Source organism: Mesorhizobium onobrychidis (assembly GCF_024707545.1).
GTDB classification, from domain to species: Bacteria; Pseudomonadota; Alphaproteobacteria; order Rhizobiales; family Rhizobiaceae; genus Mesorhizobium; species Mesorhizobium onobrychidis.
On sequence record NZ_CP062229.1, the window covers coordinates 3,965,512 to 3,986,811 of the forward strand.

At 62.6% G+C, this 21,300-nt stretch carries 20 protein-coding genes; 13 read left to right on the forward strand and 7 right to left on the reverse strand.

The annotated features are described in order from the left end of the window. Positions 1-14 precede the first annotated feature (14 nt). Positions 15-1,850: a class I poly(R)-hydroxyalkanoic acid synthase gene (phaC, locus tag IHQ72_RS19735; protein ID WP_258116668.1), complete on the reverse strand. Its 1,836-nt coding sequence runs from the start codon at positions 1,848-1,850 to the stop codon at positions 15-17. Positions 1,851-1,916: 66 nt separating this feature from the next. Between phaC and IHQ72_RS19740 the strand changes: the two genes are divergently transcribed. The 5 genes from IHQ72_RS19740 (at position 1,917) to recJ (ending at position 7,948) form a co-directional block, all read left to right on the forward strand. Further along, the gene (locus IHQ72_RS19740) at positions 1,917-2,354 is read left to right on the forward strand and encodes a hypothetical protein (protein WP_258116669.1); all 438 of its coding nucleotides are present in this window, start codon (positions 1,917-1,919) and stop codon (positions 2,352-2,354) included. Between the two features lie 62 nt (positions 2,355-2,416). Next, a complete protein-coding gene (locus IHQ72_RS19745) occupies positions 2,417-3,634 on the forward strand; it encodes an LL-diaminopimelate aminotransferase (protein WP_258116670.1) in 1,218 nt (405 codons plus the stop codon). A 47-nt stretch (positions 3,635-3,681) separates the two neighbouring features. Continuing rightward, a complete protein-coding gene (locus IHQ72_RS19750; protein ID WP_258116671.1) occupies positions 3,682-4,995 on the forward strand; it encodes a homoserine dehydrogenase in 1,314 nt (437 codons plus the stop codon). A 123-nt stretch (positions 4,996-5,118) separates the two neighbouring features. Beyond that, the gene (gene glpX, locus IHQ72_RS19755) at positions 5,119-6,102 is read left to right on the forward strand and encodes a class II fructose-bisphosphatase (protein WP_258116672.1); all 984 of its coding nucleotides are present in this window, start codon (positions 5,119-5,121) and stop codon (positions 6,100-6,102) included. A 61-nt stretch (positions 6,103-6,163) separates the two neighbouring features. Beyond that, entirely contained in the window at positions 6,164-7,948 is a 1,785-nt protein-coding gene (gene recJ, locus IHQ72_RS19760) for a single-stranded-DNA-specific exonuclease RecJ (protein ID WP_258116673.1), read from the forward strand. 270 nt (positions 7,949-8,218) lie between these two features. Here the strand turns inward: recJ and IHQ72_RS19765 are convergent, their stop codons facing one another. The 3 genes from IHQ72_RS19765 to folE all read right to left on the reverse strand — a co-directional run bounded on the left by IHQ72_RS19765 (position 8,219) and on the right by folE (position 10,516). Further along, positions 8,219-9,187 carry a patatin family protein gene (locus tag IHQ72_RS19765; protein ID WP_258116674.1) on the reverse strand — a complete coding sequence of 323 codons (969 nt, stop codon included), beginning with the start codon at positions 9,185-9,187 and terminating at the stop codon, positions 8,219-8,221. 84 nt (positions 9,188-9,271) lie between these two features. Next, positions 9,272-9,742 carry a phosphoribosyl-AMP cyclohydrolase gene (hisI, locus tag IHQ72_RS19770; protein WP_258116676.1) on the reverse strand — a complete coding sequence of 157 codons (471 nt, stop codon included), beginning with the start codon at positions 9,740-9,742 and terminating at the stop codon, positions 9,272-9,274. 138 nt (positions 9,743-9,880) lie between these two features. Continuing rightward, positions 9,881-10,516 (reverse strand): GTP cyclohydrolase I FolE, encoded by a 636-nt coding sequence (folE, locus tag IHQ72_RS19775; protein WP_258116677.1) that lies wholly within the window; start codon positions 10,514-10,516, stop codon positions 9,881-9,883. A gap of 240 nt (positions 10,517-10,756) precedes the next feature. On the opposite strand from folE, the gene IHQ72_RS19780 reads away from it, so the two are divergent. The 5 genes from IHQ72_RS19780 to IHQ72_RS19800 all read left to right on the forward strand — a co-directional run bounded on the left by IHQ72_RS19780 (position 10,757) and on the right by IHQ72_RS19800 (position 15,726). Beyond that, the gene (locus IHQ72_RS19780) at positions 10,757-11,203 is read left to right on the forward strand and encodes an iron-sulfur cluster assembly scaffold protein (protein ID WP_258116678.1); all 447 of its coding nucleotides are present in this window, start codon (positions 10,757-10,759) and stop codon (positions 11,201-11,203) included. A 6-nt stretch (positions 11,204-11,209) separates the two neighbouring features. Further along, entirely contained in the window at positions 11,210-11,578 is a 369-nt protein-coding gene (gene yidD / locus IHQ72_RS19785) for a membrane protein insertion efficiency factor YidD (protein ID WP_258116679.1), read from the forward strand. Positions 11,579-11,714: 136 nt separating this feature from the next. Beyond that, on the forward strand, positions 11,715-12,536 hold the full coding sequence (gene blaOXA / locus IHQ72_RS19790) for a class D beta-lactamase (protein ID WP_258116680.1): 822 nt from the start codon (positions 11,715-11,717) through the stop codon (positions 12,534-12,536). A 170-nt stretch (positions 12,537-12,706) separates the two neighbouring features. After that, positions 12,707-14,683, forward strand: coding sequence for a threonine--tRNA ligase (gene thrS / locus IHQ72_RS19795; RefSeq protein WP_258116681.1), 1,977 nt, complete (start codon positions 12,707-12,709; stop codon positions 14,681-14,683). Between the two features lie 104 nt (positions 14,684-14,787). Then, positions 14,788-15,726 (forward strand): lysophospholipid acyltransferase family protein, encoded by a 939-nt coding sequence (locus IHQ72_RS19800; protein WP_258116682.1) that lies wholly within the window; start codon positions 14,788-14,790, stop codon positions 15,724-15,726. A gap of 51 nt (positions 15,727-15,777) precedes the next feature. Here IHQ72_RS19800 and IHQ72_RS19805 read toward each other — a convergent pair whose 3' ends face one another. Further along, positions 15,778-16,743: an RgsD C-terminal domain-containing protein gene (locus tag IHQ72_RS19805; protein ID WP_258116683.1), complete on the reverse strand. Its 966-nt coding sequence runs from the start codon at positions 16,741-16,743 to the stop codon at positions 15,778-15,780. Between the two features lie 155 nt (positions 16,744-16,898). Here IHQ72_RS19805 and IHQ72_RS19810 point away from each other — a divergent pair, with 155 nt between their 5' ends. Both IHQ72_RS19810 and IHQ72_RS19815 read left to right on the forward strand, forming a co-directional pair. Beyond that, complete coding sequence (locus IHQ72_RS19810) at positions 16,899-17,483, forward strand: nitroreductase family protein (RefSeq protein ID WP_258116685.1); 585 nt, start codon at positions 16,899-16,901, stop codon at positions 17,481-17,483. Next, the gene (locus tag IHQ72_RS19815) at positions 17,484-18,098 is read left to right on the forward strand and encodes a flavin reductase family protein (RefSeq protein WP_258116687.1); all 615 of its coding nucleotides are present in this window, start codon (positions 17,484-17,486) and stop codon (positions 18,096-18,098) included. A gap of 32 nt (positions 18,099-18,130) precedes the next feature. Here the strand turns inward: IHQ72_RS19815 and IHQ72_RS19820 are convergent, their stop codons facing one another. Next, positions 18,131-18,763, reverse strand: a complete 633-nt coding sequence (locus IHQ72_RS19820; protein ID WP_258123885.1) for a TetR/AcrR family transcriptional regulator — start codon at positions 18,761-18,763, stop codon at positions 18,131-18,133. A 132-nt stretch (positions 18,764-18,895) separates the two neighbouring features. Between IHQ72_RS19820 and IHQ72_RS19825 the strand changes: the two genes are divergently transcribed. Beyond that, positions 18,896-20,356: an MFS transporter gene (locus IHQ72_RS19825; RefSeq protein ID WP_258116689.1), complete on the forward strand. Its 1,461-nt coding sequence runs from the start codon at positions 18,896-18,898 to the stop codon at positions 20,354-20,356. A 61-nt stretch (positions 20,357-20,417) separates the two neighbouring features. Here the strand turns inward: IHQ72_RS19825 and IHQ72_RS19830 are convergent, their stop codons facing one another. Continuing rightward, on the reverse strand, positions 20,418-21,299 hold the full coding sequence (locus IHQ72_RS19830; RefSeq protein WP_258116690.1) for an HpcH/HpaI aldolase/citrate lyase family protein: 882 nt from the start codon (positions 21,297-21,299) through the stop codon (positions 20,418-20,420). Position 21,300: the final 1 nt, after the last annotated feature.

Here is a 21,300-nt window from a genome sequence, read left to right on the forward strand (position 1 = left end):
CACATTACAGAAGGTTACACACGCACCTTGACATAGGTGCCTGGCGCGTCGCCCAGGGTCTTCATGTGGTTGCCGGGTTTGCGGGCCGGCACGCGGGTGTTGTCCTTGGCCTCGATCCAGCGTTGCCAGTGCGGCCACCAGGAGCCGGGATGGTTTGTGGCCTTGGCGATCCACTGGTCGAAGTCGCCCGCCGGCATGCCGCCGGTCCAGTAGTGATACTTCTGCGCCGCCGGCGGATTGACGACACCGGCGATGTGGCCGGAGCCGGCCATGACGTAGTCGACCTCACCGCCGAAATACTTCGAGCCGAGGAAAACCGAAAGCGCCGGCGCGATATGGTCTTCCTTCGAGGCGAGATTGTAGACCGGGATGGTAATATCCTTCAGCGATACTACGCGGCCCGCCAGTTCCATCATGCCTTGCGAAAGTCTGTTCTCGAGATAGCAATTGCGCAGGTAGAAGGAATGGTTGGCCGCGGCCATGCGGGTCGAATCGGCGTTCCAGTAGAGCAGGTCGAAGGGCAGGGGATCCTTGCCGCGCATGTAGTTGTTGACGACATAGGGCCAGATCAGGTCGCCCGAGCGCAGCATGTTGAAGGCGGTCGCCATCTTGGTGCCGTCGAGATAGCCTTTCTCATTCATTGCCTTTTCGACGGCCGCGACCTGCTCCTCGTCGACGAACACTTTCAGGTCGCCGGCATAGGTGAAATCGACCTGCGTGGTGAAGAAGGTGGCCGATTTGATGCGGTGGTCGCCTTCCTGCGCCATCAGCGCCAGGGCCGCCGCCAGAAGCGTGCCGCCGACGCAATAGCCGACGGCGTTGACGTCCTTTTCACCGGTGGCCTTTTCGATCGTGTCCAGGCCGTATTGCAGGCCCTCTCTGATATAAGCCTCCCAGCTCTTGGTGCCGTGGCGCTCGTCCGGGTTGATCCAGGAGATGACGAAGACGGTATGGCCCTGCTCGACCGCCCAGCGGATGAAGGATTTTTGCGGGTTGAGATCGAGAATGTAAAATTTGTTGATCCAGGGCGGGCAGATCAGCAGCGGCCGCTTGAGTACGGTCTCGGTCGCCGGATCGTATTGCAGGATCTCGGCGACATCGCTGCGGCCCACCACCTTGCCGGGTGTCGTGGCCAGGTTCTTGCCGATCTCGAAGGACGAGTAATCTGCCTGCCTCAGTTTCAGGTCGCCCTTGCCGGCGGCGATGTCCTCGGCCAGCATCTTCATGCCGCGCACCAGGTTTTCGCCGTTCGAGGCGATGGTCTCGCGAAACAGTTCCGGGTTGGTCAGGATGAAATTCGACGGCGAGATGGCGTTGGATACCTGTTTGACGTAGAAGCTGGCCTTGTGGCGGGTGTGCTCGTCCAGGCCATCGGCGTGCTCGACCAGCTCGGTCGCCCAGCGCGAGGTGACAAGATAGGCCTGCTTGAGGAAATCGAAGAAAGCGTTGCGGCCCCATTCCGGGTCCTGGAAGCGCTTGTCGCCGAGCTCTGGCTTGACCGCGTCGTCGGCGTCTTCGCCGCCGGCGCTGAGGCGCTGGATCGAGTTGGCCCAGACGGTCATGTAGCCGGAGAACAGCCGCGTCTGCGCCTCCAGCGCGCGCTGCGGATCGGAAAGCCAGTATTCGCTGAGCTTGGAGAAGGTTTTCACCATATCGACGACCGGCTCGGCGACATGATCGCGCACCTCGCCTTTTTCCCGCGGCTCGGCCCATGCGGAGGCCGCCTTGCCGGCCTGCTCGATCATGCGCGCCATGTTCAAGGCGAAGCGTTCCGGGTCCTTCACCAGATATTGCTCGACGGTGGAAGGCCGCTCATCTTCCGTTTTTCCCGAATCGGGTGTTTTGGACATGGTTGGCGGGTTCCTCCCGAAGCGTTTTCTTGACATATTACCATGGGATGTCCGACAGGGTCCAACGTGCTCTACCTCGGCTGCCAAGGAAACAATATGACGATTAATATTGGCGACGCTGTTTTTTCTACCACTGGTTTTTCCGGCACTGGTCGTTTTTGCCGCATGGGCGCGACGGTCGTCCTGCTGGCGATCGCCGGCTGTTCGAGCACCAACGTCGAGGGTACCACGCCGGTCGCGGCTAGCGACGGGCCAAAGAACACCGGCACCTATCCGAACCTGAATATCCCGCCACAGGCGGCGGCGGAACAGTTCACCGAGGCGGAAAGGAACGCCAAGCTCGCCCAGTTGAAAGCCGACGAGCAGGCGCAGGGCTCAAAAGGCGGCGCGGTCAAGGCCACGAACCAGGCGGCGCTGAACACACTGGCAAGGAAGCACGGCACCGACGCGCTGAAGCAGATCGAAACCAAATGCGATCCCGCCCTCGACCCTACCTGCAAATAGGGTTATATCGCGCGACCGACAAGCACCTTTGCCGAAAACCACTTTGACCGTCTGGAATTGACATGGAAGAATTTCACAAGGTCCGCCGGCTTCCGCCCTACGTCTTCGAGCAGGTCAACCGGCTGAAGGCCAGTGCCCGTTCGCGCGGCGCCGACATCATCGACCTTGGCATGGGCAATCCGGACCTGCCGACGCCAAAGGCGATCGTCGACAAATTGTGCGAGGTCGTGCGCGATCCGCGCACGCACCGCTATTCGTCGTCGCGCGGCATTCCGGGCCTGCGCCGCGCCCAGGCCAATTATTATGCCCGCCGTTTCGGGGTGAAACTCGACCCGGACACGCAAGTGGTGGCGACGCTGGGCTCGAAGGAAGGCTTTGCCAATATGGCGCAGGCGATCACCGCGCCCGGCGACGTGATCCTGTGCCCCAACCCGACCTATCCGATCCACGCTTTCGGCTTCATCATGTCGGGCGGCGTCATCCGCTCGTTGCAGGTGGAGCCGGACGACGGCTTCATTCCGGCGCTGGAGCGCGGCATCCGCCATTCGATCCCGAAGCCGCTGGCGCTGATCCTCAATTACCCGTCGAACCCGACGGCGCAGGTCGCCTCGCTCGATTTCTACAAGGAGGTGGTGGCCTTCGCCAAGAAGAACGACATCATCATCCTGTCGGACCTTGCCTATTCGGAAATCTATTTCGACGGCAATCCGCCGCCTTCGGTGCTGCAGGTGCCGGGCGCGATCGAGGTGGCGGTCGAGTTCACCTCGATGTCGAAGACCTTTTCCATGCCCGGCTGGCGCATGGGTTTTGCCGTCGGCAACGAGCGGCTGATCTCGGCGCTGACGCGGGTGAAATCCTATCTAGACTACGGCGCCTTCACGCCGATCCAGGTGGCGGCCGCGCACGCGCTCAACGGCGACGGCGCCGATATCGCTGAAGTGCGCGACATCTACCACAAGCGCCGCGACGTCATGGTCGATGCCTTCAGCCGCGCCGGCTGGACTGTTCCGGCGCCGGCGGCGTCGATGTTCGCCTGGGCGCCGATCCCGGAGCCGTTCAAGCATCTCGGTTCGCTCGAATTCTCCAAGCTTCTGATCGAGCATGCCGACGTGGCGGTGGCGCCGGGCGTCGGCTTCGGTGAGCATGGCGACGACCATGTGCGCATCGCGCTGGTCGAGAACGAGCACCGGATCCGGCAGGCGGCGCGCAACATCAAGCGCTTCCTGGCGTCCAGCGCCAAACAGCCCAACAATGTGGTGCCGCTCGCCGCGCATCGTTGAGTGGCCACAGATCACATCGACCAAATCCTTGAGGGGCGTCGCCGGACATGGCTGAAGCGTTGCGTGTTGGAATCGCCGGTCTCGGCACCGTCGGCGCGTCGGTGGCCCGCGTGCTGCGCGACAAGGCGGCGGAACTGACGCGGCAATGCGGCCGCGAGATCGTCGTGTCAGCCGTTTCGGCCCGCGATCGCAAACGCGACCGCGGCGTCGATCTCGGCGCGGCCAAGTGGTTCGACGATCCGGTAGGAATGGCCCAGACCGCCGAGATCGACGTTTTCGTCGAGCTGATCGGCGGCGACGAGGGGCCGTCGCGATCATCCGTGAAAGCAGCGCTTGAAACCGGCCGCCACGTCGTCACCGCCAACAAGGCGCTGCTCGCCAAGCACGGCGTGGCGCTGGCCGAGATCGCTGAGAGGAAGGGCGTGCTGCTCAATTACGAGGCGGCGGTGGCGGGCGGTATTCCGGTCATCAAGACGATGCGCGAGGCGATGGCCGGCAATTCGGTGACCCGTGTCTTCGGCATCCTCAACGGAACCTGCAACTATATCCTGACCCGCATGGAAGCCGAGGGCCTGTCGTTCGACGCCTGCCTGAAGGACGCGCAGCGGCTGGGCTATGCCGAGGCCGACCCGACGTTCGACATCGAAGGGCACGACACCGCACACAAGCTGTCGATCCTGACCAGCCTTGCCTTCGGCACGAGGATTGCCGCCAACGACATTTACATGGAAGGGATTTCCAACATCAGCCAGGCCGACATCCGCGCAGCCGGCGATCTTGGCTACCGGATAAAGCTGCTCGGCGTCGCCCAACGCACGGAAAGCGGGATCGAACAGCGCGTGCACCCGACCATGGTGCCGACGGCTTCGGTTATCGCGCAGGTGCACGGCGTCACCAATGCGGTGGCCATCGAAACCGATATCCTTGGCGAGCTTTTGCTCTCCGGTCCGGGTGCCGGCGGCAACGCCACCGCATCGGCGGTGGTCGGCGACATTGCCGACATCGCCAAGAGCCGGCCCGGTTTCCAGCACGGTCCGGTCTTCGGCCTGCCGGCGAAGGAATTGCGGCCGTACAAGAAGGCGCAGATGCGCAGCCATGCCGGCGGCTATTTCATCCGGCTGACCGTGCATGACCGCATCGGCGTCTTTGCCGCCATCGCCAAGCGCATGGCCGACAACGAAATTTCGCTGGAATCGATCGTGCAGCACGCCGCCGGGCCGGATACCGCCTTGCAGAAGACGGTGATCCTCGTCACCCACGAGACGACAGAAGCGGCGGTCCGCAAGGCGGTCGACGGCATCACTAAGGACGATCATCTGACCGACAAGCCGCAGGTCATCCGCATCGAGCGGGCAGAGTAGGGATTTCTCTTCTTTCTCCTTCAATCGATTGAAGACCCACTGAGGTCTTGCTGTTGTCATGGAGCTTTGACACAACCAGCGCGCCTCTGGCGGGAGGCATGTGCCAACGGGGATTGTCCACCTATGAACGTTGCCCAGAACATCGTCGCCGGCCTCGACCGGATACTCACCATGGAACTGGTGCGTGTCACCGAACGCGCTGCGGTTGCGGCGGCAAGGTTGCGCGGACGCGGCGACGAAAAGGCCGCCGACCAGGTTGCGGTCGACGCCATGCGCGAGGAGCTCAACCGCCTCGCCATCAACGGCACGGTGGTGATCGGCGAGGGCGAGCGCGACGAGGCGCCGATGCTCTATATCGGCGAAGAGGTCGGTTCCGGCAAAGGCCCGGCGGTCGACATCGCGCTCGACCCGCTCGAAGGCACGACGATCTGCGCCAAGAACCTGCCTAATGCGCTGGCCGTCATCGCCATTGCGGAAAAGGGCAGTCTCCTGTTTGCGCCCGACGTCTATATGGACAAGATCGCCATCGGCCCGGGCTATGCGGACGGCGTCATCGACATCGATGCCTCGCCGGCCGAAAACATCGCCAACCTGGCCAGGGCCAAGGGCGTGCCGGTGTCGGAGATCACCGCCTGCATCCTCGACCGGCCGCGCCATGGCGCGCTGATCGAGGCGGTGCGCGCCACGGGCGCTGCGATCCGGCTGATCGGCGATGGTGACGTCGCCGGCGTTATCCACACCACCGATCCGGACGAAACCGGCATCGACATCTATCTCGGCACCGGCGGCGCCCCGGAGGGTGTGCTGGCGGCGGCAGCGTTGCGCTGCACCGGCGGCCAGATGCAGGGAAGGCTGATCCTCGACACGCCGCAAAAGCTGGCGCGCGCGGCGAAGATGGGCATTTTGGATCCGAGGCGGGTCTACCGCGCGCAAGACATGGCGCGCGGCGACGTGCTGTTCGCGGCAACCGGCGTGACCGACGGCAACATGCTGGCCGGCGTCAAGTTCGGCCGCAATTCCATCACCACGCATACGATCGTGCTGCGCTCGTCGTCGCGCACCGTGCGCGAGATCAAGGCAAGGCACCAGGATCTGGAAAAGTTTTGATTCCCGACTCGGCTAGCCGTCGCATATTGTGAGAAATGACAATCCGCAGACGGCGCGTCGCATGACGGGCGAAAACCGTATCTTCCTCGACGTCAGGCAGTCGGCATCAGGTGTTTCCTGGGAACACCGGCTGACCGAGCGGCAGGACATGACCGCGCTTGCCATAGCGCAAGGCTATGGCGTGCCGGACATCGTTGCGCGCGTGCTTGCCGGGCGCGGCGTGACCGCCGAGCAGACCGAGCGGTTCCTTTATCCGACCATCCGCGATCTTTTGCCGGACCCGGCGTCGCTGACCGACATGGACAAGGCCGCCGCCCGCATCGCTGAAGCGATCGTGACCGGGGAAAGAGTGGCGATCTTCGGGGACTACGACGTCGACGGCGCCGCCTCGTCGGCGCTGCTCAAGCGGTTTCTCACGCATTTCTCCGTGCCAGCGGAGATCTACATACCGGACCGTATCTTCGAAGGGTACGGCCCCAATCCGGAAGCCATGCGCGAACTCGTCTCACGCGGCGCAACGCTGATCGTCACCGTCGATTGCGGCACCAACAGCGCCGTTTCCATCGACGCGGCGAACGCTGTCGGCGCCGATGTCGTGGTGCTCGATCATCACCAACTCGGCGGTCCGTTGCCGGCAGCGGAAGCGGTGGTCAATCCCAATCGCGAGGACGACCTTTCGGGGCAGGGCCATCTTTGTGCCGCCGGCGTCGTCTTCCTGGCTCTGGTGCAGACGGCGAAGGTCCTGCGCGGCCGGTTGCCGGATGCCGAACCGCCCGACCTGCTCGGCCTGCTCGATCTTGTGGCCCTGGCGACCGTCTGCGACGTGGTGCCGCTGACCGGCGTCAACCGCGCCTTCGTGGTCAAGGGACTGCAGATGGCGCGCCAGCAGAGGAACGAAGGGCTGGCGGCGTTGGCGCGGGTCTCGCGCATCGGCGAGCCGGTCAGCACCTTCCACCTGGCCTATCTGATCGGCCCGCGCATCAATGCCGGCGGGCGCATCGGCGACGCAGCGCTCGGCAGCCGCCTGCTCGCCACCGACGATCCCGTCGAGGCCCGCACCATCGCCGAGACGCTGGACCGGCTCAATCAGGAGCGGCAGCAGATGGAACTGGAAATGCTGGCCGCGGCACGCGTGGAGGCCGATGCCGAGCTTGCCGGCGGCAATGGGCCGGCCATCGTCGTCACCGCCAGCTCCAATTGGCATCCGGGCATCGTCGGCCTGCTGGCCTCGCGGCTCAAGGACCATGCCCGCCGGCCCGCTTTCGCCATCGCCTTCAACGCCAACGGTGTCGGCACGGGGTCGGGCCGTTCGGTGTCGGGCTTCGACCTCGGCCGGCTGGTGCGCGCGGCGGCCATTGCCGGGCTGATCGTCAAAGGCGGCGGCCATGGCATGGCGGCCGGCATCACAGTGGAGCGGGCGAAACTTGGCGCGCTCAGGGCCTTCTTCGAGGAACGAGCGGCGGCCGACGTGTTCCGGCTGCAAGGCGAGGAAAGCCTGGCGATCGACGGTGCGCTGGCCGCCGAGGGCGCGACGCTCGGCCTGCTCGATGCATTGGAGAAAGCCGGCCCGTTCGGCGCCGGGCATGTCGCACCGATCTTCGCGCTGCCGCGCCATCGCCTCGCCGATGCAAGGCCGGTCGGCACCAATCACGTCCGCGCCGAGTTGCAGTCGGAAAGCGGCGGCCGCATCCAGGCGATCGCGTTTCGCGCCGTCGATACGGCACTCGGCGCATTCCTGTTCAAGAACAGGGGCAAGCCGGTGCACGTCGCGGGTTCGCTGTCGGGCAATCACTGGAACGGCAACCGCACGGTGCAGTTCCGCATCGTCGATGCCGCGTTGGCTTGAGCGTTGTGAGGCGGCTTAGGTCATTAGCACAGAAGTTTTGATAGGTCGGACGTGCTTGCGTTGGGAATCGCAAACCTTAGAGGCTAGCCGAAACGCCCATCGCTTCGTCATCCCAGGGTCTCCGCGACGGAGCTTTGCCCCTGCTTCGCCCAGGGATGACGAAGGTGGGAGGCTTCGGCCAATCTCCAATGTCGGCGATGGTCCACTCAAACGAACGGTGAAATCCTGGCTGCCAACAGCCTGCAACCTGCCAACACCTATATCGAGGAACTAAGCCAGAACCGTCTGCAGCCGGGCCAGTTCGCCGATCTGGGCCATTGTCACCTGATAGCCGATGCGGATCGCCTCGTCGGCGCGGTGGAACTCGGTTAGGCCGATATGGCTGAGCTTAGGCTGCAGCGACATGTCAGGCGGGTCGCCGGCAAGTCGCGCACGCGAAATGCGGTCCTGGATGATGTTGAAGGCTTCGACCATGACGCCGGTGATGCCGAGCCGTGTTTGGTACTGGTGCCCTGCGTCGATCTGGCCGGGCCTTGGCGCATCCTTTTCGACGACCAGTTCGCCGGCGCTGTGCTTGATGACGGCGGCGCGGCCGAACAGATCGTAGTGAAGGTTCACCGCGACCACGAGCGGCTGCTCGTAGGCGCGGCAGACCGAGACCGGAACCGGATTGACCAGCGCACCGTCGACCAGCACGCGCCCGTTGCAACTGACCGGTTCGAAAACGCCGGGCAGAGCATAGGAGGCGCGCATGGCGGTAATCAGCGACCCGCCCGACAGCCAGATTTCATGGCCGGTGCGGATCTCCGAGGTGACGCAGACGAAAGGCTTGGGCAGATCCTCGAAACGGATGCCGGCCATGTGCTCGCGCAGCCGTGCATCGAGCTTCATGCCGCCGAACAGTCCGCTGCCGCGCAGATTGAGATCGAGAAGACCAAAAATGCGCCGCTTGGTCAGGCTTCTGGCGAATTCTTCCAACTCGTCCAGCTTGCCGGCAAGATAGCAGCCGCCGACGAGCGCGCCGATCGAGGTGCCGGCGATCATCGACACTTCGATGCCGGCTTCGTCGAGCGCGCGCAGCACGCCGATATGGGCCCAGCCGCGCGCGCAGCCGCCGCCCAATGCCAGCGAAATGCCTGTTTTCTTGGCGGGGTTCGTTTCGGATGCACCGGCGGACGATGACAGGCCATTGGCCTCTCGAACGTCCGGTCTGTTGCGCGATGACGCCCATTCGAGCATCACAATCTCCCTTGTCCCACGGCCAACATAAAGGCTGGCTGTATCGAAATCATGAATATACGAGGCTGCAGTTCGGCGAATGGTTCATTTGGATGGTTCATGGGGCTTTCGATACGTTTCTTCCGCATCGAACAGCGGCTTACTGCCGTCGCCGGCAAGCGTCCCCCTGCCATCGATCAGCCCCACCGTCCGATAAAAGCAGGAACGCCGGCCGGTGTGGCAGGTTGCGTCGTGGCCCATCACTTTGACGCGCAACCATATTGCGTCCTGGTCACAATCCGTGAGCATCTCGACGACGTTCTGGACATTCCCGGACGTTTCGCCCTTCTTCCACAGTGCGTTGCGCGACCGTGACCAGTAGTGGGCGATGCCGGTTTCCAGCGTCAGCGCCAGCGCTTCGGCGTTCATATGCGCGACCATCAGCAGCACGCCGTCTTCGGCATCCGTGACGACGACGGTGACAAGGCCGCCGGCATCGAAGCGCGGCGAAAAGACCGTGCTTTCTTCCAGTGCCTTCTTGTCTGATGGAGCTTTCGGAAATTCCACTGCCGACATCGCCGGTCCTTGTTCAGAGCCTCGCCCATTCCGATAGGATCGGAATGGGCGAGGCCCTGTCTTGTTGTTTGGCCATGATCTTATACGAGAACCGGTTCCCACTTCTCGGGATCATGGCTGGCGATCGGCGACGGTCGTTCAGCCCCTGCCGCCGCGCACCATGGTGACGAAACGGACCTGTTCCTCGGGCGTGTCCTTGAAAACGCCGGTGAAGGTCGAGGTCAGGGTAGTGGAGCCTTCCTTGCGGATACCGCGCATGGCCATGCACATATGCTCGGCTTCGAGCATGACGGCGACGCCGCGCGGATTGAGCACGTCCTGGATGACGCCGGCGATCTGTGCGGTCATGGCTTCCTGGGTCTGCAGGCGCTGGGCGAAGATATCGACGACTCGCGCGATCTTGGACAGGCCGACAACCTTGCCATCCGGCAGATAGCCGACATGCGCCTTGCCGATGATCGGCACCATGTGGTGCTCGCAATGCGAATGGAACGTTATATCCTTGACGAGGACAAGGTCGTCATAGCCGGCGACTTCCTCGAAGGTGCGGCCTAGTTCCTCGGCCGGGCACTTGTCGTAGCCGCCGAACATTTCGCGATAGGCCTTCACCACACGCTTTGGCGTATCGACCAGGCCCTCCCGGTCCGGATTGTCGCCGATCCAGCGCAACAGCGTGCGAACCGCGGCCTCGGCTTCGGCTTCGGTCGGCCGATCGGTGACCGGCTTTTCCATATAGGCGGACGGGGGCATGAATTTCTTGATGACGGCATCCATAAAGGCGTCTCCCGTAGTTCCCCTCTCAGGAGGAACGAGTTGAACGGACCACGACCTTTCGGGTGTTAGAAACGTGCCCGGTTTCCAGCCCGTAAGCGGCGTGAACTGATTCGAGCAAGGACGAGGTTGTTGGTTACCTTGTCCATACCCGCGTACCAGCATTATATATGATCGTGCCGAGCGAAAGGAAGACCGTCAGCGGCAATCGCTGTTCGCTCGGCGGCGACGGATTGGAAAAATATGATCGACGATGTCTACAATGCGAAAATTCTGGGATTTGCCGGGAATATCGCGCGGATCGGCCGGCTCGACCATCCCGACGCAACCGCGCGCGCGCATTCCAAGCTGTGCGGCTCGACCGTGACCGTCGATCTGAAGATGGATAATGGCGTCGTCACCGATTTCGCCCATGACGTTAAAGCCTGTGCGCTTGGCCAGGCGTCGTCCTCGATCATGGCGCAGCATGTCGTTGGCGCCAGCGCGGATGAATTGCGCAGCGTTCGCGAGACGATGCTGAAGATGCTGAAGGAAAACGGCGCGCCGCCCGACGGCCGCTTCGCCGACCTCAGATATCTCGAACCGGTGCGCGACTATAAGGCGCGCCATGCCTCGACCATGCTGACCTTCGATGCGGTGGTCGACGCGATCGGCCAGATCGAGAAGAAGCGCGCCGAACAGGCGGCGTAGCGTCAAATGGCTACGGATCACGCGCACCAGCATCAGAGGCCGCGATACACGCGCAACTGGCCCGGCCCGTGGCGCAAGACGCCCGGCCGAATCCTCGGCACCTCGCTCGTGCGCTTCTACCAGCTGACGCTGTCCGGCTTTGTCGGCAATTCTTGCCGGCATCTGCCGACCTGCTCCGAATACGCGCACGAGGCGATCGCCCGCCATGGGCTGTGGGCCGGCGGGTGGATGGGATTATTCCGCGTGCTGCGCTGCGGGCCGGGCGGAACGCATGGCATCGATCGTGTGCCGGAGGTGCTGGAAGACCGCTATGTCTGGTTCACGCCCTGGCGGTATTGGCGGATCGGGAAAAAGCGCGGTGAGTCGGAAAGCTGATACCGGTAGAGGATCTCTGCAATCGGGCAGATCTTTACGATTTGCTAACCTTAACCGCATCTTGCGCATTTGAGACAAAATCGAGACAAAACGCCTCGCTAAGCCGCTCCTGACAGCCCCCAGGAGAGATTGCCCAATGCGCCAAATAGACCGTCTTCCCTTCGTCTTCGCCTTGGTTCTCTACCTTCTGGCCTGGCTGTTGGGTTTTCCGATCCGCGCTCAATCCGCGCCGCTGGAGGACGTCGAATGCACGCTGATCCTGGATGCTGCAAGCGGCGAAACGCTGTATCGGCAAGGGGTTTGTGACCAGCGCTTCAGTCCCGCCTCGACATTCAAGGTTCCCTTGGCCCTGATCGGCTATGACGCGGGAATCCTGAGCGACGAGCACACGCCGGCCTGGGACTACAAGCCCGAGTTCAATGCGGTGAAGCGGGACCAGAAAACCGTCGACCCGACGATCTGGGAAAAGGACTCGGTGCTGTGGTTTTCGCGGGAAATCACACGCCGGCTCGGCAGCGAGCGCTTTGCTGGCTACGTCTCGAAATTCGACTACGGCAACACCGATGTTTCCGGCACCCCCGGCAAGAATGATGGCCTCACCCGGTCCTGGGTGAATTCTTCCCTCAAGATATCGCCGGTCGAACAGGTCGATTTCCTGCGCTGGCTGCTTGCCCGCAAACTGCCCGTTTCGGGCAAGGCCTACGCGATGACTGAGGCGATCCTGCCGACCTTCCAGGCAGGTGGTTGGACGGTGCAGGGCAAGACCGGGACGACCAGCCTGCGCAACGACGCCGACAACCGCTCGCTTGGCTGGTTTGTCGGCTGGGCGCAAAAGGATGCTCGCAAGATCGTTTTTGCTCGCCTTGTGGTCGACACGAAACGATCCGACACGCCCAAGGGCCCTAAGACGCGGGCGATGTTCCTGAAAGAGCTGCCGAATCTCATCAAACAAGAGTAAGCGATCGGCCATTCGCCTTTACGGCACGGGAATCTGCCCATAAAAGACTGCCGCCGGACGCATCCGGCTTTTTACTTTATGCATGTCGTAGCCGCAAAACCGCCTCGCACTTTTGGGCGACATGCATTTTACCACCCGCGCTCGTTTGCGGGACTGGATAGGAGAACTCTATGCTGAATTCCGTTTCCCTGACATTTCCCGATGGCTCCGTCCGCGACTATGAGGCGGCGATGACCGGCGCCGGCCTGGCGGAATCGATCTCGAAGTCGCTGGCCAAGAAGGCCGTCGCCTACAGCATCGACGGCGTGGTGCGCGATCTTTCCGACCCGCTCGGCAAGTCCGGCAAGATCGAGATCATCACTCGCGAAGACCCGCGCGCGCTGGAACTCATCCGCCATGACGCAGCACACGTGCTGGCCGAAGCCGTGCAGGAATTGTGGCCGGGTACGCAGGTGACCATCGGCCCGGTGATCGAGAACGGGTTCTATTATGATTTTGCCCGCAACGAGCCGTTCACGCCCGACGATTTTCCGGTGATCGAGAAGAAAATGCGCGAGATCATCGCGCGCAACAAGCCGTTCACCAAAGAGGTCTGGTCGCGCGAGAAGGCGAAAAAGATCTTTGCCGACAAGGGCGAGCGCTACAAGCTGGAACTGATCGACGCGATTCCCGAGGATCAGGGTCTCAAGATCTATGCGCAGGGCGACTGGTTCGACCTTTGCCGCGGCCCTCACATGGCCTCGACCGGCCAGATCGGCAACGCCTTCAAGCTGATGAAGGTGGCCGGCGCCTATTGGCGCGGCGATTCGAACAATCCGATGCTGACCCGCATCTACGGCACGGCCTGGGCCGACCAGGCGCAGCTCGATGCCTACCAGATGATGCTGGAGGAGGCCGAAAAGCGTGACCACAGGAAGCTCGGCCGCGAGATGGACCTGTTCCATTTCCAGGAAGAGGGGCCGGGCGTCGTCTTCTGGCATGCCAAGGGCTGGAGGATGTTCCAGAACCTGGTCAACTACATGCGCCGCCGGCTGGACGACCTCGGCTATCAGGAAGTCAACGCTCCGCAAGTGCTCGACAACTCGCTGTGGGAGACTTCAGGCCACTGGGGCTGGTACCGGGACAATATGTTCAAGGTGACGGTTGCCGGCGACGACACTGATGACGACCGCGTCTTCGCGCTGAAGCCGATGAACTGTCCCGGCCATGTCCAAATCTTCAAGCATGGATTGAAGTCTTATCGAGATCTGCCTGTAAGATTGGCTGAATTCGGCGCCGTTCATCGCTATGAGCCGTCCGGCGCGCTGCACGGGCTGATGCGCGTGCGCGGCTTTACCCAGGACGATGCCCATATCTTCTGCACCGAGGAACAGCTCGCCGACGAGTGCATCAAGATCAACGACCTGATCCTGTCGACCTACGCCGACTTCGGCTTCGACGAAATCACCGTCAAGCTGGCGACCCGCCCCGAAAAACGGGTCGGCACCGATGCAATGTGGGATCATGCCGAGGGCGTGCTGCAGGACGTGCTCGACAAGATCGCGGCGCGGTCGGGCAACCGGATCAAGACGGGCGTCAATCCGGGCGAGGGCACGTTCTACGGGCCGAAGTTCGAATATGTGCTGCGCGACGCCATCGGCCGCGACTGGCAATGCGGCACCACGCAGGTTGATTTCAACCTGCCGGAACGGTTCGGCGCCTTCTACATCGGTTCCGATTCGGAAAAGAAGCAACCGGTGATGGTGCATCGCGCCATCTGCGGTTCGATGGAGCGCTTCCTCGGCATCCTGATCGAAAACTATTCCGGCCATTTCCCGCTGTGGTTCGCACCGCTGCAGGTGGTGGTGGCGACGATCACCTCCGATGCCGACGATTACGCGCAAAAGGTCGTGGCGCAGCTGAAGGCGGCCGGACTGTTGGCGGAAGCCGATCTTCGCAACGAGAAGATCAACTACAAGGTCCGCGAGCACAGCCTGGCCAAGGTTCCGGTCATCCTCGTCTGCGGCAAGCGCGAGGCGGAGGAAGAGACGGTCAACATCCGCCGGCTCGGCTCGCGCGACCAAGAATCGCTCGGCCTTGGCCAGGCGGTAGCAAGGCTTACCGAAGAGGCTGTGACGCCCGACCGCAAGCGCAAACGAGCGGCCTGAGTTTCAGCCGGATTGTCGACGAAATGGCGGTGGAGCGATCCACCGCCATTTTCATATGCCCGCCATTTCACATGCTTGTCACGCCAGCCTTGTAACGAGCCCTCATGCTCAAGCTGAAGATGCGCGAAATACCGTTTCCCGAGCTTTCCTATGCCAGCCCGCATCAGCCGGCATTGACGCGCTGGTTCATCCACTCCATCGAAGGCCTGTCCGGTCGCGACCGCTTCGCGGTCCTCTATGACTTTTGGCGGCGCCATGTGGTACCGACCGGCGAGCGCGTGTTCAGCCGCATGCTGGAGCTGATCGATGTCGAGGTGCGGACCACCGGCCAATGGCCGCCGGAAAAATTGCCGGACACGCCGCTGGTGATCGTCGCCAACCATCCGTTTGGCATCGGCGACGGCATTGCGGTGCTCTCGCTGGCCGAGCAGCTTCAGCGCCCGTTCCGTGTCATGATCCACAAGGATCTGCTCAAGATCCGCGAGATGGAGCCCTATTCGCTGCCGATCGACTTTTCCGAGACCAAGGACGCGCTGAAGAACAACATGGCGGTGCGCCATGAGGCGGTGCGGCTGCTGAAAGAGGGCGTCATCATCGTCATCTTCCCCGCGGGCGGCGTCTCCACCGCGCCAAAAGGTTTTGGCCGGGCGCGTGATCTGCCGTGGAAGATGTTTCCGGCCCGTCTCGTCCAGGATGCCAAGGCATCGGTTGTCCCAATGCACTTTTCCGGCCAGAACGGCCGGCTGTTCCACCTGGTCAGCGGACCAATGAACATGGCCGAGCGCGACGGGCGTGTGGCGAAGTTAGTCGGGAGGGCTTCGCTGACGCTGCGCATTTCCCTACTCATCCACGAATTCGCGCGGCTGTCGGGCAAATCGATCGACGTGCGCATCGGTGACGTGTTGGGATGGGACGAACTGGAGCCGCTGCGCGACCGCAAGGCTTTGCTCGACCGCCTCCATCGTGGCGTTTTCGATCTGGCGCCGGCCGAACCGCGCGGCCGCGGCCAATTCCTGCCGCGACGCATACGCAAGGCAGCCTGATCGACAATCATAGGCTGCTGGACCCGAATCTACACGGCAGTGTCCGGACGGTTAGTCCGCGCCTTCCTCGGGATCCATCGCCGATGCCTCCGTGGCCAAAACCTCGACTTCTTTGTTCTGCCCGGCCACGACCGTAAAATCCTTCTGGTAGATCCGGTCGCGGTTCTTGGCGATGATGGTGTAGTCGCCCTCGGCAAGCACCATCGAGGCAAAGGCACCGACGGTTTCCTTGATGGGATCGCCGGATTCGTTGAGCAACGACCAGGAGGTGTCGGCGATCGCCTCTCCACCCGACTCGCGGACCAGCTTCATAGTCATTTCCGCCGCATGATGCTCGACGGCCGCTTCGGTCAGCTTGCCGGCCTCGACGCGGATGTCGGAGCGGATGACCGCATTCACCGAGCCATAGGTCGAGACGACGTGATAGACGCCCGCGTTCAGCCGCACGACGCTGTTCGGCTCGACGTCTGGTATGATCAGGGCGCGATCGTGATTGGCCTCGGCTTGGCCTTCATAGATCGAAAAGCGCAATTTCTTCGGCGGTATGCGCACCCCGCCCGACAGCACGGCGTCGAGCTTGAGTCCGCCGGCATCGAGCACGAGGCTTTCGCGCTTGGCGTCCTTGCCGACGGTGATGCGCTTGGTGGCGCCGGCCCGGCCGTAAGAGGCATGGACCAGATAGCTGCCGGGCTCGAGCTGGAACACCGCGCTGCCGCCATGGGCGGAAGCGACCATCGGCAGCTTGCCGTCGCCGGTGGGGTCAGGCTTGAAGACGCGCCAGACGATGCCGCGTGTGATGTCGGCGCCCTTGTCGGTCATTTGCGCCGACAGCGTGATCGCCCCGCTGCTCCCCACCGCCAGCGATGTCTCGCTTTTCGGAGGCGCATAGCTCGAAATTCCGGGAAGTTTCAGGTCTCCGAGGCCATCCGCATCCTGAGCGACGGCAAGCGAAACCGGCACCATCAACAGTGCGGCTGCGAGCCAGATCAGGAAAAGTCGCAATGTCCCCTCAAACATGCCTTGCGTTGAAGCCCAAGGCGGTGGCAATTTCAAGGCTTAAGAGTCCGATCAGCTTCTGCTAGAGGCTCTTTGTCGGCGCGCCGCGCCAATGCCCGAGCCGCCCGATGCCCCGATGGTGCGCTTCCGCTTAAATTCCAAGGAGACTTGCGCCCATGGCGTCGCCGATCATCGATTTTCTGCTGACCCGAAATTCCGCGCCGATCCCGGAGTTGAAGGAACCAGCACCCAGCGACGCTGACATCGCGACGATGATTGCCGCCGCCTCGCGGGTGCCGGACCACGGCCGGCTCGAGCCCTGGCGCTTCATCCTCTACCGGGGCGAGGCACGCGTCGAGATCGGCAAGAAGCTGGCAGCCCTTGCCGCACAGCGCGAAGGGCCGCTGCCAGAAGGCCGCCACAACCAGGAACTGGCGCGCTTTTCGCGCGCGCCGCTGGTGATCGGCGTGGTGTCGAGCCCGAAGGACAACTCAAAAATCCCACAATGGGAGATGTTCCTGTCCGGCGGCATGGCGGCGATGAACCTGATGATATCAGCCAATGCGCTGGGCTATGGCACCAACATGATCAGCAACTGGTATTCCGATGTGCCGGAGGGCAGGGCGATGCTGGGGCTGGCGCCGCATGAGCGGGTCGTCGGATTCGTCCATATCGGCTCCTATCAGGGGCCGGCGCCCGAGCGGCCGCGGCCTGATCCGGCGAAGCTCTATGCCGACTATGCGGGGCCGTGGGTGGGCTGAATGTTCTACGAGCCGTCTAAAGGTCACGGGCTGCCGCATGACCCGTCCAAGGCGATCGTGGCGCCGCGGCCGATCGGCTGGATCTCGACGGTGAACAAGGCCGGCGAGGTCAACCTCGCCCCCTATTCCTTCTTCAATGCGTTTTCGACGCGGCCCTTCATCGTCTGGTTTTCGTCCGAAGGCGAGAAGGACAGCGCCACCTTCGCCGAAGAAACAGGCGAGTTCGTCGCCAATCTCGTCAGCCGCGATCTTGCTGAAAAAATGGTCCGCACGGCGGTCGATGCGCCGCGCGGCGTGACCGAATTCGACTATGCCGATCTCACCATGGCGCCGTCGCGGCTGGTTGCGGCACCCCGCGTGGCGGCGGCGCCCGCGGCGCTTGAATGCCGGGTGACGGAAATCTTGCGGCCAAAGGCGCTGGACGGGAGGCTGACCGGCGCTGTCGTCGTTGCCGGCGAAGTCGTCGGCGTGCATATCGATGATGCATTTCTGAAAGACGGCATGTTCGATATCGTCAAGGCGGGCAATGTCGGCCGTCTCGGCTATATGGACTATGCCAGCGTCAGCGAGATATTTTCAATGAGCCGGCCTCGCTGGGGGAAGGTTAGAACCTGATCCCCGATGGAATCGGGTGGAACTCTAACTTCTTAGTTGTGAGGCATGCGTCGACGATTGCTTCTCTCGATCATTGCAACGATCGTCTCGTAAAGTTCGTCCTGCGCCTGTTGAGCGGTGATTTCTCCTGTCGCGGCAGCATTGGACAAGGTGTCGGCTGCGCCTAACATCGCCCAAAAACCGGCCTGCATGATCCCCCTTGGCCCTGTAAACGGGGCCAACGCCTTCCGGCACCTCTCGATGAAATCCAGTTGGTAGTCGCGCTTGACGGTCTCCAGTTCAGGCGAGCCTGCCAGCGCGGCCAGCACGCCGGGGATCTCACGGCCCTGGGCCAGCACGCATTCGACGTAGGACGATGCGATGACAGAAGCTTTCTCCTCCAAACCCGGAGCGCTTCCTTCAAGCGCGGCGTCGATCAGCGCCGTCTGGCGCGCGTCGAAATCCTGATAGAGGGCGGTCAGCAAACCGTTGCGCGTCCGGAAATGGTCATAGACCACCGGCTTGGCGACACCGGCCCGTTCGGCTAGGCGCGGCAGCGTCAACGCGTCGGTGCCTTCTTCGCGAACCAGCGACCTCGCCACCTCAAGGAGCTGGCTTAGTCGCTGCTCGCGACTGAGACGAACGCGTCTCTGCGTGGCTTCGCTATTTTTCGGTGTGCTTGACATGGCTATGTACCAAAAGTAACTTACCTGAAGTATATAGAGTTCGCTCTTCGATCGCAACCATCCGCCGGCCTTCCCCCCGGCGGCCGAAGCGGCACGCCTTAGCATGCCGTACGCAGAGGATTTGTGTGCCTTATGACCGATACTTCACTTGCACGCCCGACCGACCGCAGGGCATGGTTGGGCCTCATGGCCGTCTTGCCCCTGGTCCTGCTCGTAGCTATGGACGGCTCGATACTCTATCTCGCCATGCCGCGTGTGACCTCGGCCATCACGCCGACCGCCGACCAAGCACTTTGGATTCTCGACATCTACGGTTTCGTGGTTGGGTCGCTGCTGATCGCCTTCGGCAATATCGGCGACCGTTACGGGCGGCTGAAGCTGATCATGATCGGCGCGATGGTCTTCGGTGCTGGATCGCTCGGCGCAGCCTATTCGCAAACGCCTGAAAGCCTGATCGCCTCGCGCGCCGTTATGGGACTGGGCGGCGCGACACTATTGCCGTCCGGGCTGGCGATCGTGAGCTCCCTATTCCCCGATCCGCGAACGCGCGCTCAGGCGATCGGCATTTTCGCGGCGACTTTTGCGGCTGGTTTCGCCATCGGGCCCGTCATCGGCGGGCTGCTATTGCGGCAATTCGAATGGGGCGCCGTGTTTCTGATCAATGTCCCCGTCGTGATCGGCTTCCTGATCTCTGCACCGGTACTGCTGCAGGAGGTGCGTTCGACTACCTACGGGCGAATCGATCTCGTGAGCCTCATGTTGTCCTTCGCAGGTATCCTGTTGTTCACATATTCGCTCAAGAGCGCGGCGGCCCATGGCTTCACGCCGACACTGTTGACCATCGGGATCGTCGGCATCCTTGCCCTTGGGCTGTTCGTGCGCAGACAGAGCAGGGTTGACTACCCGCTGCTCGACCTGGACCTATTCCGGGACCCCATTTTCTCAATCGCCATCTTAACCGGCCTTCTTACGCTGGTTGTCTGGTCGGCTACCGGATATCTGTCGGGCATCTATCTGCAATCGGTGCTGGGCTTTGATGTTTTCAATGCTGCGCTGCTGACGTTGCCAGGCGCGATCGTGCTAACGGCGACTTGCGTGGGCACCGCTCGCATCGTGGAGCGGATAGGCCGCAAAACTGCCCTTGTTGCCACACATCTGCTCATCAGCGTCGGCGTCCTCCTGCTGCTGTTCACGACCACCGAGGTCGGAATCGCGGCCTTCATCGCCTCGGCCATGATCGCTGGCGTCGGATTTGGGTTATCCTTTAGCCTGGTGGCCGAGATAGCAGTGTCGGCCGTTCCTGTCGAACGAGCCGGTGCGGCGAGTTCGATCGCCGAGACCAGCAACGAACTGGGCAACGCGCTGGGAATTTCCCTGCTCGGATCGTTGGCCGCGCTGAGCTTCCGGCTGTTGGGTCCCGGCGTGGCCGGCACGCTCAACGAAACACTCGATCAGTCGGACCCTGAAATTATCGTGCGGGCCAACGAAGCCTTCCTCACCGGGTTACATGTCGCGGTCGGCGCCGGCGGTCTGCTGACGCTTGCAACTGGCATCATCGCGTGGCTCTGGCTGCCGAGAAAGTTACCCGAATGACCTCTGCTGCCGGCGAGTTATAGGACACCCCAAAGTTAGCATATCCCGCAGAAAGCCCGCTCTAGGCCGGAATCCCTGCCGCTCTGGCTCGCGCCAGAAGTCGCTCTGCCAGCCGCAGATGCGGCCGGTCGTACATCTTGCCATCGATGCCGACGACACCGGGATTTCCAGCCGCCTCGAATGCCTCGACGATGACCAGGGAGTGTTTCACCGCCTCAGCCGACGGCGTGAAGGCGGCGTTGATGACCGGCACTTGCACCGGATGGATCGCCATCTTGCCGGTGAAGCCGTCGCGCTCTGCCTCGGCGCATTCCGCCTCGAAGCCGGCCATGTTGCGAAAGTGCGGAAAAACCGTGTCGATCGCCGCGACTTCCGCGGCAGCCGCCGCAAGGATGGTCATGGTGCGGGCGAAGCGGAACACATCGGCGTAGCGGCCATTCTCGTCGCGCGCCGTGCGCGCACCGATTGCTGCCGATAGATCTTCCGCACCCCAGGTCACGCCGACAAGCCGCGCACTTGCGTTGGCGTAGGTCGCGGCCGCCAGCACGCCGGCAGCGGTTTCGGTGATGATCGGCAGGATTTTTATCGCACCATCCGGCAGGCCGTTTTCGGCCTCGTGCACCCTAAGCTTTGCCGAGAGATGCTGGACATCCTGGCCGCTGTTCGACTTCGGCAGCATGATGCCGTCGGGTTTCACTGGCACGAGTGCCGCCAGATCGTCATCGGTCAGGCCGGTCGAGAGATCGTTGATGCGGACATAGATTGCGGATCTGGTTTGATGCCTGTGTTCGGTGATGAAGCGTGAGGCGATGTCGCGTGCCAAGGCCTTGTTTTGTGGCGCTACCGAATCCTCAAGATCGACGATGGCCACGTCGGCGCCCGCGCCAAACGCCTTTTCCAGCTTCTTTTCGGAATCGCCGGGAACGAACAGCAGCGAGCGCATC

Bases quoted from the DNA above. Each gene is read 5' to 3' on its own strand.
- IHQ72_RS19750 (WP_258116671.1), top strand. From the start codon at position 3,682: ATGGCTGAAGCGTTGCGTGTTGGAATCGCCGGTCTCGGCACCGTCGGC.
- yidD (WP_258116679.1), top strand. From the start codon at position 11,210: ATGGCTACGGATCACGCGCACCAGCATCAGAGGCCGCGATACACGCGC.
- IHQ72_RS19830 (WP_258116690.1), bottom strand. From the start codon at position 21,299: ATGCGCTCGCTGCTGTTCGTTCCCGGCGATTCCGAAAAGAAGCTGGAA.
- IHQ72_RS19810 (WP_258116685.1), top strand. From the start codon at position 16,899: ATGGCGTCGCCGATCATCGATTTTCTGCTGACCCGAAATTCCGCGCCG.
- blaOXA (WP_258116680.1), top strand. From the start codon at position 11,715: ATGCGCCAAATAGACCGTCTTCCCTTCGTCTTCGCCTTGGTTCTCTAC.
- recJ (WP_258116673.1), top strand. From the start codon at position 6,164: ATGACGGGCGAAAACCGTATCTTCCTCGACGTCAGGCAGTCGGCATCA.
- thrS (WP_258116681.1), top strand. From the start codon at position 12,707: ATGCTGAATTCCGTTTCCCTGACATTTCCCGATGGCTCCGTCCGCGAC.
- phaC (WP_258116668.1), bottom strand. From the start codon at position 1,850: ATGTCCAAAACACCCGATTCGGGAAAAACGGAAGATGAGCGGCCTTCC.
- IHQ72_RS19800 (WP_258116682.1), top strand. From the start codon at position 14,788: ATGCTCAAGCTGAAGATGCGCGAAATACCGTTTCCCGAGCTTTCCTAT.
- IHQ72_RS19825 (WP_258116689.1), top strand. From the start codon at position 18,896: ATGACCGATACTTCACTTGCACGCCCGACCGACCGCAGGGCATGGTTG.
- IHQ72_RS19820 (WP_258123885.1), bottom strand. From the start codon at position 18,763: ATGTCAAGCACACCGAAAAATAGCGAAGCCACGCAGAGACGCGTTCGT.
- IHQ72_RS19815 (WP_258116687.1), top strand. From the start codon at position 17,484: ATGTTCTACGAGCCGTCTAAAGGTCACGGGCTGCCGCATGACCCGTCC.
- IHQ72_RS19765 (WP_258116674.1), bottom strand. From the start codon at position 9,187: ATGCTCGAATGGGCGTCATCGCGCAACAGACCGGACGTTCGAGAGGCC.
- IHQ72_RS19780 (WP_258116678.1), top strand. From the start codon at position 10,757: ATGATCGACGATGTCTACAATGCGAAAATTCTGGGATTTGCCGGGAAT.
- IHQ72_RS19805 (WP_258116683.1), bottom strand. From the start codon at position 16,743: ATGTTTGAGGGGACATTGCGACTTTTCCTGATCTGGCTCGCAGCCGCA.
- IHQ72_RS19745 (WP_258116670.1), top strand. From the start codon at position 2,417: ATGGAAGAATTTCACAAGGTCCGCCGGCTTCCGCCCTACGTCTTCGAG.
- hisI (WP_258116676.1), bottom strand. From the start codon at position 9,742: ATGTCGGCAGTGGAATTTCCGAAAGCTCCATCAGACAAGAAGGCACTG.
- folE (WP_258116677.1), bottom strand. From the start codon at position 10,516: ATGGATGCCGTCATCAAGAAATTCATGCCCCCGTCCGCCTATATGGAA.
- glpX (WP_258116672.1), top strand. From the start codon at position 5,119: ATGAACGTTGCCCAGAACATCGTCGCCGGCCTCGACCGGATACTCACC.